This is a genomic window from Roseibium sp. Sym1 (assembly GCF_027359675.1).
Classification (GTDB): domain Bacteria; phylum Pseudomonadota; class Alphaproteobacteria; order Rhizobiales; family Stappiaceae; genus Roseibium.
This window is the reverse complement of the sequence record NZ_CP114786.1, coordinates 3,371,524-3,388,319: the sequence shown is the minus strand read 5'-3', so window position 1 is coordinate 3,388,319 and position 16,796 is coordinate 3,371,524. Positions and strand designations below refer to the sequence as shown.

General features: G+C 64.2%; 14 protein-coding genes. 7 read left to right on the top strand and 7 right to left on the bottom strand.

Features of this window, described 5'->3' with window-relative positions:
- Window positions 1-31: 31 nt before the first annotated feature.
- From O6760_RS15300 to O6760_RS15285, 4 genes are read right to left on the bottom strand one after another with little or no spacing between them, the layout of a single operon-like run.
- Complete coding sequence (locus O6760_RS15300; protein ID WP_269580579.1) at window positions 32-1,270, bottom strand: CCA tRNA nucleotidyltransferase; 1,239 nt, start codon at window positions 1,268-1,270, stop codon at window positions 32-34.
- Window positions 1,271-1,274: 4 nt separating this feature from the next.
- A complete protein-coding gene (locus O6760_RS15295) occupies window positions 1,275-1,535 on the bottom strand; it encodes a DUF6111 family protein (RefSeq protein ID WP_269580578.1) in 261 nt (86 codons plus the stop codon).
- The gene (locus tag O6760_RS15290; RefSeq protein WP_269580577.1) at window positions 1,535-2,170 is read right to left on the bottom strand and encodes a CoA pyrophosphatase; all 636 of its coding nucleotides are present in this window, start codon (window positions 2,168-2,170) and stop codon (window positions 1,535-1,537) included. The genes O6760_RS15295 and O6760_RS15290 overlap by 1 nt, the downstream gene beginning before the upstream one ends.
- Window positions 2,171-2,224: 54 nt before the next feature.
- Window positions 2,225-2,818, bottom strand: a complete 594-nt coding sequence (locus O6760_RS15285; RefSeq protein WP_269580576.1) for a DUF1285 domain-containing protein — start codon at window positions 2,816-2,818, stop codon at window positions 2,225-2,227.
- 284 nt (window positions 2,819-3,102) lie between these two features.
- Here O6760_RS15285 and O6760_RS15280 point away from each other — a divergent pair, with 284 nt between their 5' ends.
- Genes O6760_RS15280 through O6760_RS15265 form a run of 4 tightly spaced genes read left to right on the top strand, consistent with a single transcriptional unit; the run spans window position 3,103 to window position 9,993 of the window.
- The gene (locus O6760_RS15280) at window positions 3,103-4,122 is read left to right on the top strand and encodes an AAA family ATPase (RefSeq protein ID WP_269580575.1); all 1,020 of its coding nucleotides are present in this window, start codon (window positions 3,103-3,105) and stop codon (window positions 4,120-4,122) included.
- A gap of 32 nt (window positions 4,123-4,154) precedes the next feature.
- Window positions 4,155-5,078 carry a DUF58 domain-containing protein gene (locus O6760_RS15275; RefSeq protein WP_269580574.1) on the top strand — a complete coding sequence of 308 codons (924 nt, stop codon included), beginning with the start codon at window positions 4,155-4,157 and terminating at the stop codon, window positions 5,076-5,078.
- A gap of 3 nt (window positions 5,079-5,081) precedes the next feature.
- The gene (locus tag O6760_RS15270) at window positions 5,082-7,901 is read left to right on the top strand and encodes a DUF4159 domain-containing protein (protein ID WP_269580573.1); all 2,820 of its coding nucleotides are present in this window, start codon (window positions 5,082-5,084) and stop codon (window positions 7,899-7,901) included.
- A gap of 16 nt (window positions 7,902-7,917) precedes the next feature.
- Entirely contained in the window at window positions 7,918-9,993 is a 2,076-nt protein-coding gene (locus O6760_RS15265; protein WP_269580572.1) for a hypothetical protein, read from the top strand.
- 572 nt (window positions 9,994-10,565) lie between these two features.
- Here the strand turns inward: O6760_RS15265 and O6760_RS15260 are convergent.
- The gene (locus O6760_RS15260; protein ID WP_269580571.1) at window positions 10,566-11,066 is read right to left on the bottom strand and encodes a GNAT family N-acetyltransferase; all 501 of its coding nucleotides are present in this window, start codon (window positions 11,064-11,066) and stop codon (window positions 10,566-10,568) included.
- Between the two features lie 372 nt (window positions 11,067-11,438).
- Here O6760_RS15260 and O6760_RS15255 point away from each other — a divergent pair, with 372 nt between their 5' ends.
- A complete protein-coding gene (locus O6760_RS15255) occupies window positions 11,439-12,413 on the top strand; it encodes a glutathione S-transferase family protein (protein WP_269580570.1) in 975 nt (324 codons plus the stop codon).
- Window positions 12,414-12,521: 108 nt separating this feature from the next.
- Here the strand turns inward: O6760_RS15255 and O6760_RS15250 are convergent, their stop codons facing one another.
- Window positions 12,522-13,004, bottom strand: a complete 483-nt coding sequence (locus tag O6760_RS15250) for an NUDIX domain-containing protein (RefSeq protein WP_269580569.1) — start codon at window positions 13,002-13,004, stop codon at window positions 12,522-12,524.
- 594 nt (window positions 13,005-13,598) lie between these two features.
- On the opposite strand from O6760_RS15250, the gene O6760_RS15245 reads away from it, so the two are divergent.
- Window positions 13,599-14,522: a metallophosphoesterase family protein gene (locus O6760_RS15245; RefSeq protein WP_269580568.1), complete on the top strand. Its 924-nt coding sequence runs from the start codon at window positions 13,599-13,601 to the stop codon at window positions 14,520-14,522.
- Window positions 14,523-14,779: 257 nt separating this feature from the next.
- Here O6760_RS15245 and O6760_RS15240 read toward each other — a convergent pair whose 3' ends face one another.
- On the bottom strand, window positions 14,780-15,361 hold the full coding sequence (locus O6760_RS15240; protein WP_269580567.1) for a hypothetical protein: 582 nt from the start codon (window positions 15,359-15,361) through the stop codon (window positions 14,780-14,782).
- A 226-nt stretch (window positions 15,362-15,587) separates the two neighbouring features.
- Between O6760_RS15240 and mtnA the strand changes: the two genes are divergently transcribed.
- Complete coding sequence (gene mtnA, locus O6760_RS15235; RefSeq protein WP_269580566.1) at window positions 15,588-16,694, top strand: S-methyl-5-thioribose-1-phosphate isomerase; 1,107 nt, start codon at window positions 15,588-15,590, stop codon at window positions 16,692-16,694.
- Window positions 16,695-16,796 lie beyond the last annotated feature (102 nt).

The window sequence follows — 16,796 nt, the reverse complement described above, 5'->3', positions numbered from 1 at the left end:
TGCCGCAAAGCCGCCTAACATTTGCTTAAAATCAAGCGTCTGCAAGCCGTATCAGGGCGTCTTTGTTCATGCTGAAACCGCTCTCGCGCCATTTTGCCTCGAGTTGCTTGAGCAGATCGCCCAGCGCGGGTCCGGGCTTGTGCCCGGTAGCTATCAGGTCCGCCCCCTTGAGCGGAAACTCGGGCACCGGCACCTGGCGAAGCCGGGACAACAAGGCTTCCTGGGGACCGTCCTCGGCCCTCCTCTGCCCGCGCAGGCCGGCCCAAAAGGCCAGCAGGCCGTCAATGGCTCCCTGCCGGCCGAATTCGTAAACCAGTGCCGGGGCGTCCGGTAGGTCCTTGGCCTGACGCAACCGTTTCAATGCCGCCCAGGCCGTTCTCATTCTGCTCCGTTCGGCATTGGACAGTCTAAAACGGTCGCAGATCCGTTCCAGATCCTCGCGCACGAACCCGCCCAGCACCACGAGACCCAGTTCGGGATCGGTCACCTCCAACGCAAAGGGTTCCAGGCCGCGCAAGGCTGAATAGTCCTCGATGCGCGCCAGCCCGCCCGTGGCGATTTCCCAAAGGCCGCAGTCGTTCATCATGCGAAGCGCCGGACCGGCGAGCGGCGCCCTCAGCAGGCGACGCATCTCATGGCCGATACGCTCGGCCGACAAGTGGCGCAGCCCGTCCCGCTGGCGCAGGCAGGCCCCCAGCCCCTCCGCATCCATGTCGCCCTGTCCGTAGGCCGCGTATATCCGGAAGAACCGCAGGATCCGCAGATAGTCCTCCTGGATGCGCCTGTCCGGCGCGCCGATGAACCGGACCCGCCGCGCCAGGCAGTCCTCCAGCCCGCCGAGCGGATCGTGCAGGTGACCGAAGCGGTCGACATAAAGCGCGTTCAAGGTGAAATCCCGGCGCTCCGCGTCCCGGGTCCAGTCCCGGCCGAAAACCACGCGCGCCTGTCGCCCGAAGGTTTCCACGTCCTCGCGCAAGGTTGTGACTTCATAGGGGAACCCGCCGCTGAGGACGGTCACGGTGCCGTGGTCAAGTCCCGTTCCGACCGGTTTCAACCCGGCAGCACGCGCGCGCTGCATCACCGTTTCGGGCGGCGCCGTAGTCGCGATGTCGACGTCCGGAACCGGATGCCCGAGCAAGGTGTTGCGGACGGCCCCGCCGACAACGCGGGCCTGGTCGCCCTCTTGTTCGATAGCCGCGAAAACCGCCTGGATCCCGTCTGTTCTCAGCCAGTCGGCCTGCCCGAGAATATGGTCGACATCCGCTGTCATGGCCTCATTCGTACCGGCCTGGAACAAACACGCCGTCGCGCATATGCGAAGGAATGAAATCGGCCCCTTCCGGGCTTCTCGTGAGAGTCGCCATGCCGATAAGTCCCGCGATGACGAAGACAAGACCGCACAGGGTCAGCCAGGCGATGGGCCCGCGCGACCAGCGTTCCGGATGATTGCTCTTCTTGCTGAGCCAGAGCCACAGCGCATATCCGAAGAAGGGGAGCAAAAACAGGAAAAGGTGAGCCAGAAAAACTCGAAACATCAGCGATAGACCGTGTCATACAGTGAGCGGATGATCCCCGCGGTGACGCCCCAGATATAGCGTTCACCATAGGGCATGGCGTAGAAATAACGTCGTTTGCCCTGCCATTCGCGGCTGAGCTTCTGGTGGTTCGCCGGATCCATGAGGAACTGGAGCGGCACCTCGAAAACGGCTTCCACCTCGTCCGGGTTGGCGCGGAACAGGGCTTCGGAGCGGATCACGCCGACAACCGGGACGACCCGGTAGCCGGACCCGGTCAGGTAGGGGGCAAGGCTGCCGAGCGGCTCGACCTGAGCCGGCGGCAGGCCGATTTCCTCGTCGGCTTCGCGAAGCGCGGCTTCCACCGGACCACTGTCGGTCGGGTCGACCTTGCCGCCGGGAAAGGCAACCTGGCCGGCATGCGATTTCAGGTGACCGGTCCGCTGCGTCAGCACCACGTTGGGCCCGTCGCTCCGCTCCTGAATGCCGATCAGGACGGCCGCGTCGCGTGGCGGTCCCTCCCATCGGGCATAGGGCCCCATGTCCGGATTGAGAACATGATCGCCCGTGTCCGGGACTGCAGCGCGGCCCGAAGCTTCCGCAAGCCGCATCCGCAAATGCTGCCTCCAGTCGGTCTCCAGGATACTGTGGTTCATGAGCGGGACGGTCATGCGGCCGGGTCAACGGGTTTCTGTTCAAGCATCATGCACTCACTCCGATACGTCCAGCAGGTCCGGACTGACAGCAAAAAACTGCCCTCCGCTCCAGATACCCGTTTCGCTACCATCCTCTTTGCCGCGTTCTTCCATCAGCTCCGCCAGTTGATACATGAGGGCCCGCGTAAACAGCGCTTCCAGCCGTCCCCTGACATGAACATAGGGTTTCAATCCGCCGCTGTCCGGTTCTTTTTCAAACCGGATCGGATGGTCCCGGCCGGCTTGGACCAGATCCCCCAGATTCGTGCGCAAGGTAATTTGCCGGTTCTCCGCCTCCCCCTCGACGGCCATTTCGACGGCAAGCAGCGGCGCATCCTCGACGGTGATGCCGATTTTCTCCACGGGCGTGACCAGGTAGTGCCGGCCGTCCTCGTCCTTGCGCAACACGGAAGCGAACAGCTTGACCAGCGGCAGCCGCCCGATCGGTGACCCCAGATAGTACCAGGTGCCGTCGCGGGCGATGCGGATATCGAGGTCGCCGCAGAAAGGAGGATTCCATTTTTCCACCGGCGGCGGAGCCTTGCCGCCGGCATCCGCCCGGCTCATCAGGGCCTGAAGGCCTGCCGGCATCGCGGATATCTCTGCCATCGATCTTTCGTCCTTCCGCCCAACGTGTTGACTGACCACCGGGATTTTTGACAAGCCCTTGTCCCTCACGATCATTTGCCTTCCCCGTCCCGCAAGGGGATGCCAAACCTTTTCCCCAGAGCATGGAAAGAATCTTGGACCTTTCCACTGTATGGCGCACAATTGCGCCTTATGTACTGATTTATATGGTGTCAGACTGCAAGATAGGCAGCAACCACGCACCCGGGCCGATGGTCCGCCACACGTGTCTGGCAGCCGACAGGAACTTACGGGAAAGGTGATTCATGAGCGTTGTTTCCCCCTCCAGCCCCAGCGAGGAAGATCTCGCCGCCGTTGCTGAAAATGCCGAACGTGCCGTAAGCCGGATCTCCGACGCAAAGACAGACATAGCCCGAATCATCTTCGGTCAGGAAACCGTCGTCGAGCAGTCCCTCGTCACCATTTTGGCGGGCGGCCACGGCCTGCTTGTCGGCGTTCCCGGGCTCGCCAAGACCAAGCTCGTGGAAACGCTTGGAACCGTGCTCGGCCTGGATGCCCGCCGCATCCAGTTCACCCCCGACCTGATGCCGTCCGACATTCTCGGCGCGGAAGTGATGGAACAAAGCGCCGAAGGCGGCCGCTCCTTCCGCTTCATCCCCGGCCCGGTCTTCTCCCAGCTCTTGATGGCCGACGAAATCAACCGCGCCAGCCCGCGGACGCAGTCGGCGTTGCTGCAGGCAATGCAGGAATATCACGTCACCGTGGCCGGGCACCCGCACGACCTGCCCCGGCCCTTTCATGTGCTCGCCACCCAGAACCCGCTTGAGCAGGAAGGCACCTATCCGCTCCCCGAAGCCCAGCTCGACCGCTTTCTGATGCAGATCGACGTGCATTATCCGGACCTGGACGCCGAGCGGCGCATTCTTCTGGAGACAACGGGCGCCGACCAGGCCACGGCCCAGGTCGCGATGTCCGCGGAAGAACTGATGGAGTACCAGCAACTTGTGCGGCGCATGCCGGTCGGGGAATCGGTGATCGAGGCGATCCTTCAACTCGTGCGCTCCGCCCGTCCCGACGAAAGCGATGCCGCGTCCGACATCACCAAGCTGATCGCCTGGGGCCCGGGCCCGCGCGCCAGCCAGGCGCTGATGCTCACGGTACGTGCCCGTGCGCTGGTCGACGGCCGTCTTGCGCCCTCCGTGGACGATGTACTGGCGCTGGCGGAACCGGTTCTCCAGCACCGCATGGCACTGACCTTCGCGGCCCGCGCCGACGGGCACACGGTGCGGGACGTCATCCGCCGGGTGAAGGCGCAGATCGCCTGAGCCCGTTTCAAGCCCACTCAGGAGCCCCTCCCATGGATCCAAGCAGCTCGAAAGCCGGCATCGACCCGCAGACCTGGCCGAATGTGATCGGCGAGGCAAGGTCGGTTGCCGACGCGCTGCCCGATCTCCTGGTCGAGGCCAGTCATGTCGCCAGCTCGATCATCGCCGGCTGGCACGGCCGCCGGCGCGCGGGGCCCGGAGAGAGCTTCTGGCAGTTCCGGCCTTTCTACATGGGCGAACCCGCCAAGCGCATCGACTGGCGCCGCTCCGCACGCGACGACCATCTCTATGTGCGCGAGCGCGAATGGGAAGCGGCCCATACCGTCTGGCTGTGGGCCGACCTGTCGCCGTCCATGGTGTTCCGGTCCCGTCTTGCCGAGGTGAGCAAGCGCGACCGGTCGATCGTCCTGATGCTGGCGCTTGCCGACATGCTGGCGGAAACCGGGGAACGTATCGGCCTGCCCGGCCTGACCAGGCCCTTTTCGGACCGCAGGGCCGCGGAGCGTCTCGCCGATGCACTGACGCACCTGTCTTCGCCGGTCGCCCTTCCGGACACCGCGTCGATCAAGCGGTTCGCCGATGTGGTGCTGGTCTCCGACTTCCTGGACCCGCTGGAAGACATAGCCGCCTGGGTTTCCCGCGTGGCCGGCACCGGTGCCAAGGGCCACCTGGTCCAGGTGCTCGACCCGATCGAGGAGACCTTTCCCTTCGACGGGCGTGTGGAATTCACCGACCCTGAACTGGGCGTGCGCCTGACCGCCGGCCGCGCCGAGAACTGGCGCGAGGACTACCAGAACAGGCTCGAGGCTCACCGGTCGGAACTGCGGGACATGGCGCGCAAGGCGGGCTGGACCTATGTTCTCCATCATACGGACCGGCCGGCATCGGAGCCGCTGCTGGTCCTGCACAGTGCGCTCTCCGGCGCGCAGGACGTGATGCAGAAGGGAGGCGTGTAAGCCGTGTTTGCAGGTCTGCCCCTGACATTTACCGCGCCCTGGATCCTGACGGCACTCGCACTGCTTCCGGTGATCTGGTGGCTGTTGCGGCTGACCCCGCCCCGTCCGCGCGAGATCCGGTTTCCGCCGACGCGTCTTCTGCTCGACATCGACCAGCACGAGGAAACCCCGCAACGCAGTCCCTGGTGGCTGACCCTGTTGCGCCTGTTGCTTGCGGCGATCCTGATCATCGCGCTCGCAGGCCCGGTCTGGCGTTCCGCCGCCCCCCTCGAGACGGGAGACGGTGTGCTCTGGGTGCTGATGGACAACGGCTGGACCTCTTCAAAGAGCTGGGATGCGCAGGTCAGGGCCGCCGAACAGATCCTCACAGCCGCCGAACAGGACGGGCAGCCGCTGCTGTTCGCGGCAACTGCCGAAGGTCCCGGCCAGAGCTTTGCCCCTGAATCGGCAACCACCGCCCTGGAAAAACTGCGCGCCCTCGAACCCCGCCCCTATGCGCCGCGCCGCGCCGAGTTGAGCCTCGGCCTGCGCAAGGCCGCCCAGAAGGCGCCTCCTGGCGCAGTCATCTGGCTGTCGGACGGGACCCGCACAAATGAAACTTTCCTGGCCGATCTTGCCGACATTGCCGGAACCGCGCCGGTCACCGTGTTCACGGGCCTCGACACGCCCATGGGGCTGAAGGACCTTAACAACGACGCGGAGGCGCTGACCCTCAAGGTTGTCCGGCATCCGGATCAGGAAGTCGGGACGGCAACGGTGCAGGCACTGGATCTGAAAGGTCTTGTCCTCGGGGACGTACAGGCGGTTTTTGATGCCGGCGCGACCGAAACCGAGGCCCGGTTCGAGTTGCCGAGCGAACTGCGGAACGACATCGCCCGGGTGGAGATTTCGGGAGAGGCTGCGGCAGGTGCCGTACAGCTTGTCGACGACAGCTGGCGCCGCCGGACGGTCGGCCTGATCTCCGGTCAGTCGGGCGATCTCGACCAGCCGCTGTTGTCGCCGGTCTACTACCTGGAACGGGCCCTGGTGCCCTTTTCCGATATCCGCCGTCCGCGCGAAAGCGACATCGCCGAAGCCGTGCCATCGCTCATCGACCAGGGCATATCGGTCCTGGTCCTGGCCGATGTCGGCCGCCTTCCGGATAGCACAACCCGGATCCTGCGCGACTGGGTCGAGAATGGCGGCATGCTCGTGCGCTTCGCCGGTCCGAGGACGGCCGGCGGCAGCGATGACCTCATCCCGGTGCGCCTGCGCGCCGGTGACCGTTCGCTCGGCGGCTCGCTCAGCTGGAAACAGCCGCAGCATCTTGCGGACTTCCCGGACGGATCCCCCTTTGCCGGGCTGAAGGTTCCCGCGGAAGTCGCCGTGACGCGCCAGGTCCTGGCGGAACCGACCTCCGACCTGCCGGACCGGACCTGGGCCATGCTGGAGGACGGCACCCCGCTCGTCACCGCCGCCCCGATCGGTGCCGGCACGGTTGTCCTGTTCCACGTCACGGCCGATTCCTCCTGGTCCAACCTGCCGCTCTCGGGCGTGTTCCTGAACATGCTGCGCCGGATCCTGGCGGTTTCCAATGTCGCCGCCGCTGCCGAAACCGAGGAAGACGGCACCCCGGCCAAGAGCGTCCTGCCGCCGCTCAGGCTGCTGGACGGGTTCGGCAGGTTCGGTCCGCCGCCGGTCGAAGTCACGCCCGTGAGCGCGTCGGACTTTCGCGAAGCCAGTGCCAGCCGCAGGACGCCCCCTGGTCTCTACGGCACGGAGGACGGCTTCCGGGCGCTCAACCTCATGCGCAGCGAAGACACCCTGGAGCCGCTGGATCTGACGGAACTGGGCGATGCCCTGGTCGAAACACCCTATCCGACCGCCGAACCGCTGGACCTGAGATCCACCTTCTTCACGCTGGCCTTCCTGTTGATGGTCGTCGACGCGATCGCCGTCTTTCTCCTTGCCGGCGGTCTCAGCCGGATCGGCTATCGCGGCCGCAACGTCAACGCGGCGTTCGCCGCTCTCCTGGCGCTTTCGCTTCTTGCCCTGCCAGGCGCGCAGGACGCAAGGGCACAGTCGACCAGCGACGAATTGCGGGCACTTGAATCGACCCTGGACACCAGTCTCGCCTACGTGCTGACGGGAAATCCGGAAATCGACGACGCCAGCGCGGCCGGCCTTGCCGGTCTGTCGCAATTCCTGGCCGAGCGCACCGCGCTCGAGCCGGGCGCCCCCAGCGCAATCGATATTGCCCGGGACGAACTCGCCTTCTATTCCCTGCTCTACTGGCCGATCGATCCCGCAATGGACAAGCCGAGCGACCAGACCATCGCCCGCATCGATACCTTCATGCGAAACGGCGGCACCATCCTGTTCGACACCCGGGATCACATCAACGCCTCGGCCACCGGATTTGGTTCCACCCCGGCCACGCTCAAGCTGCGCGAGATCCTGGAAGACCTCGACGTGCCGCCGCTCGAACCGGTCCCCCCCGATCATGTCCTGACGAAGGCATTCTATCTGCTGGACACTTTCCCGGGCCGCTATGCCACAAGCCCACTCTGGGTCGAAAGCCTGGAAGAGATCGCCGCCCGCGGAGACCGTCCGGTGCGCGCGGGCGACGGCGTCTCCCCGATCCTGATCACCGGCAACGATTTCGCCGCCGCCTGGGCGATCACCGACCAGGGTGAATTCATGTATCCGACGGTGCCCAACAACCCGTTGCAGCGCGACTTCGCCTTCCGCTCCGGCGTCAACATCGTCATGTATAGCCTGACCGGAAACTACAAGGCCGATCAGGTCCACATTCCCGCCCTGCTCGAACGGCTCGGGCAGTGACACATATGGAGCATTGATGGTCTGGTCCCTCTCGTTCGACCCGCTGCTGCCTCTCTGGGCCCTTGTCGCCGGAGCTGTCATAACGCTGCTGCTCACCGGGCTGTCCGGCTACCTGAACCTGCGAGGCTGGCTGCTCCGGTCCCTCACCATGGTTCTGCTCCTGCTCGCGCTCGCCAATCCGGCGGTGGAACACGAAGACAGGGAACCCCTGACAAGCGTGGTCGCGGTTGTGGTCGACAAGAGCCAGAGCCAGCGGCTGGACGGCCGGCAGGAGACCACGGAAGCTGCCGCGGAAGAGATCCGGCAGCGCATCGGGGCGTTGAGCGGCTTCGACCTGCGTGTCCTGGAGGCCCGCAACTCGGGCTCGGGTGACGGCACCCAGGTGTTCCAGACCTTGTCCAACGGGCTTGCGGACGTGCCGCCGGAGCGGGTCGGCGGCGCAATCATCATCACCGACGGCCAGATCCACGACATCCCCGACAACGCGGAGGCGCTCGGCTTCGATGCTCCCGTGCACGGCCTGATCACCGGCCGGCTGGAAGAACGTGACCGCCGCATCGTGCTGGAAAAGGCGCCGCGTTTCGGTCTGGTCGGTTCCGAGCAGACCGTGAGCCTTACCGTCGTAGACCAGGGCCAGGGCACGGGCCCGGGTGACCAGGTACGCCTGACGGTCAAGCGTGACGGCGATGTCGTCACCGAACGTGTTGCCCGCACGGGGGTGAAGATCGACATTCCCGTCGAAATCGCCCATGGCGGCGACAACATCTTCGAATTCGAGGCCGAACCGCTTCCCCAGGAACTGACGCACCTCAACAACCGGGCCGTGGTCACGATCGACGGCATACGGGAAAACCTCCGGGTTCTGCTGGTCTCCGGGTCGCCCCATGCCGGCGAGCGCACCTGGCGCAACCTGCTGAAGTCCGACGCCTCGGTCGATCTGGTCCATTTCACCATCCTGCGCCCGCCTGAAAAGCAGGACGGCACACCGATCAACCAGCTGTCGCTGATCGCCTTTCCGACACGCGAACTGTTTTCCGTCAAGATCGACGAGTTCGACCTGATCATCTTCGACCGCTATGTGCGCCGCGGCGTCCTGCCGATGCTCTATTTCGACAACATCGCCCGCTACGTGCGCGAGGGTGGCGCGGTTCTTCTGGCAGGCGGCCCGGACTACGCGGAAGGCGGCAGTCTCTACCGCACGCCGCTGGCGCCGATCCTGCCCGCCCGGCCGACCGGAACGATCCTCGAACAACCCTTCCACGCGACCCTGGCCCGTCTCGGCGAACGGCACCCGGTGACCCGGGGCCTGCCCGGTTCGGAGCAGGATCCGCCGGCATGGAGCCGCTGGTTCCGCGCGGTGGATACCGAAATCGATGCCGGCCATGCACTGATGTCAGGTCCCAGCGACACCCCTCTTCTCGTCCTGAACCGCGAGGGCGAGGGCCGTGTCGCCATGCTCTTGTCGGATCATGTCTGGCTGTGGGCCCGCGGCTACGAGGGCGGCGGACCGCACGTACCGCTGCTGCGCCGCCTTGCCCATTGGCTGATGCAGGAACCGGACCTTGAGGAAGAAGCGCTGAACGTGTCCTTGCGCGGCCCGGAACTGGTGATCGAACGGCAGACCCTGGGAGAAAGCGTCGACGAAGTTACGGTCATCTCGCCGACGGAAGACCGTTCGCAGGTGACGCTGAGCGAACAGGAGCCCGGCCTGTGGCGCGGAAGCCTCCCGGTCACCGAGACCGGCCTGTTTTCCGTCTCGGAGGGCGACATGAGCGCTCTCATTCATGTCGGCCCGCAAAACCCGCGCGAATATACCGACGTGCTGTCGACCGCCGCACCGCTGGCACCGCTCAGCGAGGCCACCGGCGGTTCCTCGGAGCGTCTGCGCGACATCGGCGGCGACATGAACGTGCCCCGGGTCGTTTCCATGCGCCAGTCCGCCAGCTATGCCGGCAATGGCTGGATCGGCCTCAAATCCACCGAGGCGAGCGTGCTGAACGGCATCGACCGCTACCCGCTGATGATCGGTCTCTTCGGCCTGGCCCTCCTGCTCGGCGCCCTGTCCCTGACCTGGTACCGCGAAGGTCGCTGACAAGCTGACGACACAATGAAGAGAGTTTCCGCATGAATGGGCCCGTCCCAACAGATACTGCGCATGAGCAGGAAAAAGGGCGCGTTGCTCTCTGGTTGGACCCTGAAGACATGGCCTGGCTGTCTAGGATTTGCCGCTGTCCGGAAGACGCTTCGGAGAGCGAGAAGGAAAGGTGCGCCCGTGTACGGTTTCGCGCAAACGCCGCTTTGCACAAGGCAGGACTAAGAGACTGATCCGGAGCCTTTTCCCAATCTACGGTGCCTACCACAAAGCCCGGATTGTTGAGGTATCTCTATGCAAGCAAAGGAGTTATCCGCTGATGATCGGCCTCCTCGGCCTTACCCCGCTGCTCGGCGCGCTGTCGCTGACCAGGTACCGCGAAGGGCGGTAGGGTTGGAGGATGGAGCTTGCAGCCGATCCTTCGAGGCGCGCGCAAGCGCGCTCCTCAGGATGACGATGAATGTGTTGAAGTAGCCTTGCTGTTTACTCACAGCGTCATCCTGAGGAGGCCGTCAGGCCGTCTCGAAGGATCGGCCGCTTGTTTTGGCAGGCCTCACACCGGCGCTGAGTTCCTAGCCGCCGGCCCCGCCATGCACAGCGCCGGACGGCATGTCGCCGTCATTCAACAGCGCCACCAGAAGCCGGGCCGGATCGACCGGGCCCGGCAGGCTGATCCGGCCGAAGGGAACCTGCTGAAACCCGAAGGGGCTGTAGTAAGGCGCGTCTCCGACCAGCAGCACAACCCGGTCCCCGGCCGCGGCGGCCGCTTCCATTGCCGTGCGCATCAGCGCCTTGCCGAGCCCCCGGTTCTTGAAATCCGGCGACACGGTCAGCGGCCCGAGCAGCAGGGCGTCGCTGTCGCCGATCCGGATCGGCGACAGCCGGATCGACCCGGCAACCTTCTCTCCGGCAAGCCCGACAAACGACAGATCCGCGCGGTGAGGCACGTTCTCACGGATACGGAAAGCCGTCCGGGCAAAGCGCCCCGGGCCGAAAGCCTCGGCCTGCAGCGCCTCGATGGCGTCGTTGTCGGAGATTTGTTCGGGCCTGATGACCCATGTCGTCTGTTTCATTTGGCGAGATCCAGCAAGCAGTCTTTTTGAAAAAGCGCGCCTGCCGGAGACCCGGACAGAACGATCGAAAGATCCGGGATCAGGTCAGCCGCGACGGCGCGGACGAGAAATGTCTCGTCGGCTGGTTCGTCGTCGGAGTGTCAGACCTGCGGTCATGAATCCCAGTCTCTTGCATCCTGCCGGGCACAATTTCGGACCGGCAAATCTTCAGTGAGACGAAGCGGTTACCACGTGGCGCCCTGTCCGGTCCAGCGTTTTTTGCCGCTTCCGCATGGACATTGATTGTTCAGCCAGTCCGAACAGTGCATTCAGTTGATTGATTTACCGGGTTTCCGCACAACCTTTTAGGGCGAGACAACAAGGGAGAGCCTGATGGGATTGCTGGTCGACGGCGTCTGGAAAGATCAATGGTATGACACGAAATCCACCGGTGGCCGGTTTGTCCGCAAGGACGCCGCGTTCCGCAACTGGATCACGGCGGACGGTTCCGCCGGCCCGACCGGGAAGGCCGGTTTCAAGGCGGAAAGCGGGCGCTACCACCTGTTCGTCTCCTATGCCTGCCCCTGGGCGCATCGCACCATGGTCTTCCGCAAGTTGAAGGGCCTGGGAGACATGATCACGCTGTCCGCCGTCCAGCCGCTGATGCTGGAGAACGGCTGGGAGTTTGCGGAAATCGATCCGGTGACCGGTGCCAAATATGCCTGGCACATCTATGCCAGGGCCGATCCCAAATACACGGGCCGTGCAACAGTGCCGATCCTCTGGGACAAGCGTGAGGAAACCATCGTCAGCAATGAATCCGCCGAGATCATCCGCATGTTCAATTCAGCCTTTGACGGCCTGACGGGATCTTCGCTCGACTTCTATCCCGAGGACTTGCGCGCGGACATCGATGCGGTCAACGAGCGCGTCTACCACACCGTCAACAACGGCGTTTACAAATCCGGCTTCGCGACCACCCAGGAAGCCTACGAGGAAGCCGTCACGGCCCTGTTCGAAACGCTGGATGATCTGGATGACCTTCTGTCGGCCCAGCGCTATCTTGTCGGCGACCGTCTGACCGAGGCCGATTGGCGCCTGTTCACGACGCTGGTGCGCTTCGACCCGGTCTATGTCGGTCACTTCAAGTGCAACATCCGCCGAATCGAGGACTATCCGAACCTCTCCAACTTCCTGCGCGAGCTCTACCAGGTGCCGGGAGTTGCCGATACGGTCGACATGGCAACCATCAAGCAGCACTATTACGGATCGCATGAAAGCGTGAACCCGACCCGGATCGTGCCGGTCGGCCCGGATCTCGACCTGACACGCCCGCACAACCGCGACAGGTTCAAGGCAGCGGCCTGAGCGGAAGTCAAAACGCGACGGCCGCCAGGTACCGAACCTCGTTTTCCAACGTCACCCCGGCCGGGCGCAGCGCGAGCCGGGTGACGATGGAAAAGCCGTGCTGGCTCCTCACCACCTGTCCGTCGGAAACGCCCCGGACCGGAATTCGGCCAGCCGCCGGGCCGTCGCCTTGCTGAGCTCGTCCGGCATGGCATGGCTTTCGAAAAAGGCCGCCTCGACAATCTCCGCATTCGGCCTCAGGAAGGTGTCCGCCTCGACCCAGCTTTCCAGGTGAAACAGGCCGACATGGTCGCGGCCCGTGGCTTCCTCGTTGAGATAGACATTGAGCAACCGCGGCGGCGCGCTTGCGGCAACACCCGCCTCCTCCAGAACCTCGCGCCGCGCCGCTTCGACCATAGTCTCGCCCCGGTCCACACCACCGCCCGGCAGATACCAGCCGGAGAGATAACTGTGCCGCACCAGCAGCACCCTTTTGGCACCGTCTTCCACGATCACGCGGACGCCGAGCGTGTAGGGATTGCGGACGAGACCAGCCTGCTGAATCAGGCGGCGTGTCCAGGGCTTGGGCAGGAACGACAATAACTTCAACATAATCCGTAAGATACCCGGCGCGAACTGTGGCTAAGCCTTTATTAACCCATGCAATCCCCGCAGGGCAGCCCCGTATTAATAACGCTCCTCCTTTGGGCATCGCCTGCCTATATACCGTGCAACAAGATGATTTCGAAGGCAGCCTCCGTGGCCAGCCCGCCGCTTATGAAGGAAAACACCATGTTGAACGCACTTTTCGGCAAACGCCGCCGCAACCGTAGCCACTACCAGTGGAAGCCCGCCCTCGACCTGACCAACCCGCGTGTCGCGGCAACCCTGATCACGTTCCCGACCAACTAAGGCCGGCGAAGGATCTGAACGGAGAAGGCAAAATGTTCGGATTTGTAAATGTTGTTGGCGCGACGTTGCGCGAAACCACGCGCTCCGCGGACAACCGCTCGCAAAAAGCCCCGAAGGCTGCAAAGACGGTCAAGCAGGTCAAGTAACCCGCACAGATCCCCCGCAAAAGGGCGCTGCGTTTTCGAACGCGGCGCCCTTTGCATTTTGCACCGTCCCCAACGCGGTCCCGGCGGGAAATCGCCGCAAGCGGCACGAACGGATTGCGCGGCGACGGGAACCTGCCTATCAACGGGCATGTTCACTCTTGCGCATATCTCCGATCCCCATCTCGGTCCCCTGCCTGATCCGAAGCTCCTGCAGCTGTTTTCAAAGCGCCTGCTCGGCTATCTCAACTGGCAGCGAAACCGCTCCAAGATCATGGGGGCCAATTATCTGGAACAGCTTGTCGAGGACATGCGTGCAAAGGCGCCGGACCACATCGCCGTCACCGGCGATCTGGTCAACATCGCCCTGCCGCTGGAAATCGCCGGGGCACGTACCTGGCTGGAAGAGGTCGGCGAACCGCAAAACGTCTCCGTGGTTCCGGGAAACCACGACGCCTATGTGCCAGGGGCTGTGCGCCGGGCGCGCGCGGCCTGGTGGCCCTATATGTGCGGCGACGGCGCCGAGGAGGCCCCGACGGTCGGCACCAAATCCGAAGCCACCTTTCCCTATGTCCGCAAGCGCGGCGACATTGCCCTGGTTGGCGTCACCACCGGCCGCGCAAGCGCGCCCTGGTTCGCCACCGGCCGGGTCGGCAGCGCGCAGAGCAAGCGGCTAAGGGCGGTTCTGGAAGACCTCGGCGGCGAAGGCCTGTTCCGGGTGGTGATGCTGCACCACCCCCCTTTCAAGCACGCCACGCACTGGCACAAACGCCTCTCCGACGCGTCGCGGGTGCGCGCGGTCGTCAAACGCGCCGGCGCCGAGCTGATCCTGCACGGGCACACCCATATCGACAGTTTCGAAAGCATCGAAGGGCCCGACGGTCCGGTCCCCGTGGTCGGCGTGCCTTCCGCCACAAGCGCGCCGGGCGGCAAGAAGCCGGCCGCCCGCTACAACCTGTTCAGGATCGAAAAGTCCAATGACAGCTGGACCTGCCGCATGGAGGAACACGGCTTCCAGGAGCCGAATGAGCCTGTGAAGCTTCTGGCGGAGCGGGATGTTAAAGTTCCGATGTGAGCCGGCAACCCGGTTTCCCAGCCCTAGTGTGCTTCTGATGTCAGCCAAATGATTTTTTGCGACAACCGATAAAAAATCGGTGTCACCCCGTGCGCGTGAAACGAGACCCGGGGTCCACTCACTTCCAGAGCGTTGGAAAAAAGGCGCGCACTGCCCAAGACCCCGTCCACCGCTTCAGCAAGCTGCACTGAGAGTGGTCCCCGGATCTGCGCTCCGCTTGTCCGGGGTGACATTCGGGTGCTGGAAAATTCAGTTGGTTAAAGCGGGTTGGCGAACCAGGCGAAGGCGACCAGGCCGACGATCCCCAGGGCAAGGCCGATGCCGAACGCGCCCGTGACCGCCAGCCAGGGCGTGCGGTTTTCGCGGACGCGGACAACCTGGCTGTCGAGAGCCACCTGGCGCAGCCGGTTGTTGAGCCAGTCTCCTTCCAGCGCCTTTTCCCGTTCCAGCACACGCTCGGCGATGTATTCGGTCAGGCAGTCCGCCATGTCGTCGATATTGGCCGTTTCCAGGATGACCACGCGCCCGAGCCGCGTATCCTTCAGGAACCGGTAGGTGCGCCGGTCGCCGCCGACGGCGACATGGCTGGTGGCGTCGATCCACAGGCGCGGAGTCGATCCGGAAATGATCTGGAGGGAAAACTGGTCGTCCTCTTCCGGGATCTCCTTGAAGACGTCCTTGAGTTCGTCCGCGAGCATGTCGAGACGCGCCCGCTCGGTATCCTGGAGTTCCACCACCACATCCGAGCGCTCGACCTCTCCGAGCTGAACCTTGCGGATCGCATCGCGCAGGGAACGCATGCGGGTGTGGGGGACAACGTTATCCTGCATTTCAGACATGAGGCGCCCGACTCCGTTTCACTCACTTGGTCAATAGAGTCTTAACCGACTCTTGCCGGGGCGGAACAGGCGCGGGTCTCAACTTCACCCGCTATCCACCGGCGATCCCGACATGGTTAACGAAGATTAAGGCTTTTTTTACCCTGAGGCCAGCAAGGCGGCACTGGCCTCGCCCCCTGATCATGGGTTATGCAAAACAAGTCGCGCTTTTCCGGGAGACCTGATCATGAATGTGGACGGCAAGAAATATCGCACGATCTGGCTCGCGGAGGATGGCGGTTCGGTGGAAATCATCGACCAGACCAAGTTTCCCCATGTCTTCGAGATCGCAAAACTGCACACGATGGAGGACGCGGCCCACGCGATCCGCGTCATGCAGGTGCGCGGTGCCCCGCTGATCGGGGCAACCGCCGCCTATGGCGTGGCGCTGGCCATGCGCGCCGATCCCTCCGATGCCAGCCTGCATGCCGCCTGCTCCGTCTTGCTGGAAACCCGCCCGACGGCGGTCAACCTGCACTGGGCCCTCGACAAGGCCCGCAAGTCGCTCATGCAGGTCCCGCCGGAAAACCGTGAGGCGGCGGCCTTTGCCCTTGCCAACGACATCTGCGACGAGGACATCGCCATCAACATGTCCATCGGCATGCACGGCATGGAGCTGATCGCCGCGATCGCCCGCCTGAAACGCGACGGCGAACCGGTCAACATCCTGACCCATTGCAATGCCGGCTGGCTGGCAACGGTCGACTGGGGCACGGCCACGGCGCCGATCTACATGTCCCATGACGGCGGCATCCCGGTCCATGTCTGGGTCGACGAGACCCGCCCGCGCAACCAGGGCGCCTTCCTAACCGCCTGGGAACTCGGCCATCACGGCGTGCCGCACACCGTCGTCGTCGACAATGCCGGCGGCCACCTGATGCAGCATGGCGAGGTCGACATCGTCATCACCGGCACCGACCGCACCACGGCCACCGGCGATGTCTGCAACAAGATCGGCACTTACCTAAAAGCGCTCGCCGCCAGGGACAACAACGTGCCCTTCTACGTTGCCTTGCCTTCGCCGACCATAGACTTCTCCTTGTCCGACGGCGTCAGGGAGATCCCGATCGAGGAGCGCGGCGGCGAGGAAGTCAGCCACATGACCGGCCGCACGGCGGACGGCGCCATCGAAACCATCGAGATCGTCGCCGAGGGCTCCGAGGTCGGCAACCCGGCCTTCGACGTCACCCCGGCCCGCCTCGTCACCGGCCTGATCACCGAACGCGGCGTTCTCGAAGCCAACCGCAAATCGATAGCCGACGCGTTTCCGGAACGGGTCAAGATGAGTGCCTGATCCGGACCGTCCTTGCCGAACCGCTTGAGCCATGCACGATCAGCTCGGCGATGAGACCAAGGTCGGAAGGCTGCTGCCCCCACCAACGTCATCCCGAGCAGC

Excerpts from the sequence above, each read along its gene's own strand:
- O6760_RS15300 (WP_269580579.1), bottom strand. The coding sequence starts at position 1,270 with ATGACAGCGGATGTCGACCATATTCTCGGGCAGGCCGACTGGCTGAGA.
- O6760_RS15295 (WP_269580578.1), bottom strand. The coding sequence starts at position 1,535 with ATGTTTCGAGTTTTTCTGGCTCACCTTTTCCTGTTTTTGCTCCCCTTC.
- O6760_RS15290 (WP_269580577.1), bottom strand. The coding sequence starts at position 2,170 with ATGAACCACAGTATCCTGGAGACCGACTGGAGGCAGCATTTGCGGATG.
- O6760_RS15285 (WP_269580576.1), bottom strand. The coding sequence starts at position 2,818 with ATGGCAGAGATATCCGCGATGCCGGCAGGCCTTCAGGCCCTGATGAGC.
- O6760_RS15280 (WP_269580575.1), top strand. The coding sequence starts at position 3,103 with ATGAGCGTTGTTTCCCCCTCCAGCCCCAGCGAGGAAGATCTCGCCGCC.
- O6760_RS15275 (WP_269580574.1), top strand. The coding sequence starts at position 4,155 with ATGGATCCAAGCAGCTCGAAAGCCGGCATCGACCCGCAGACCTGGCCG.
- O6760_RS15265 (WP_269580572.1), top strand. The coding sequence starts at position 7,918 with ATGGTCTGGTCCCTCTCGTTCGACCCGCTGCTGCCTCTCTGGGCCCTT.
- O6760_RS15260 (WP_269580571.1), bottom strand. The coding sequence starts at position 11,066 with ATGAAACAGACGACATGGGTCATCAGGCCCGAACAAATCTCCGACAAC.
- O6760_RS15255 (WP_269580570.1), top strand. The coding sequence starts at position 11,439 with ATGGGATTGCTGGTCGACGGCGTCTGGAAAGATCAATGGTATGACACG.
- O6760_RS15250 (WP_269580569.1), bottom strand. The coding sequence starts at position 13,004 with ATGTTGAAGTTATTGTCGTTCCTGCCCAAGCCCTGGACACGCCGCCTG.
- O6760_RS15245 (WP_269580568.1), top strand. The coding sequence starts at position 13,599 with ATGTTCACTCTTGCGCATATCTCCGATCCCCATCTCGGTCCCCTGCCT.
- O6760_RS15240 (WP_269580567.1), bottom strand. The coding sequence starts at position 15,361 with ATGTCTGAAATGCAGGATAACGTTGTCCCCCACACCCGCATGCGTTCC.
- mtnA (WP_269580566.1), top strand. The coding sequence starts at position 15,588 with ATGAATGTGGACGGCAAGAAATATCGCACGATCTGGCTCGCGGAGGAT.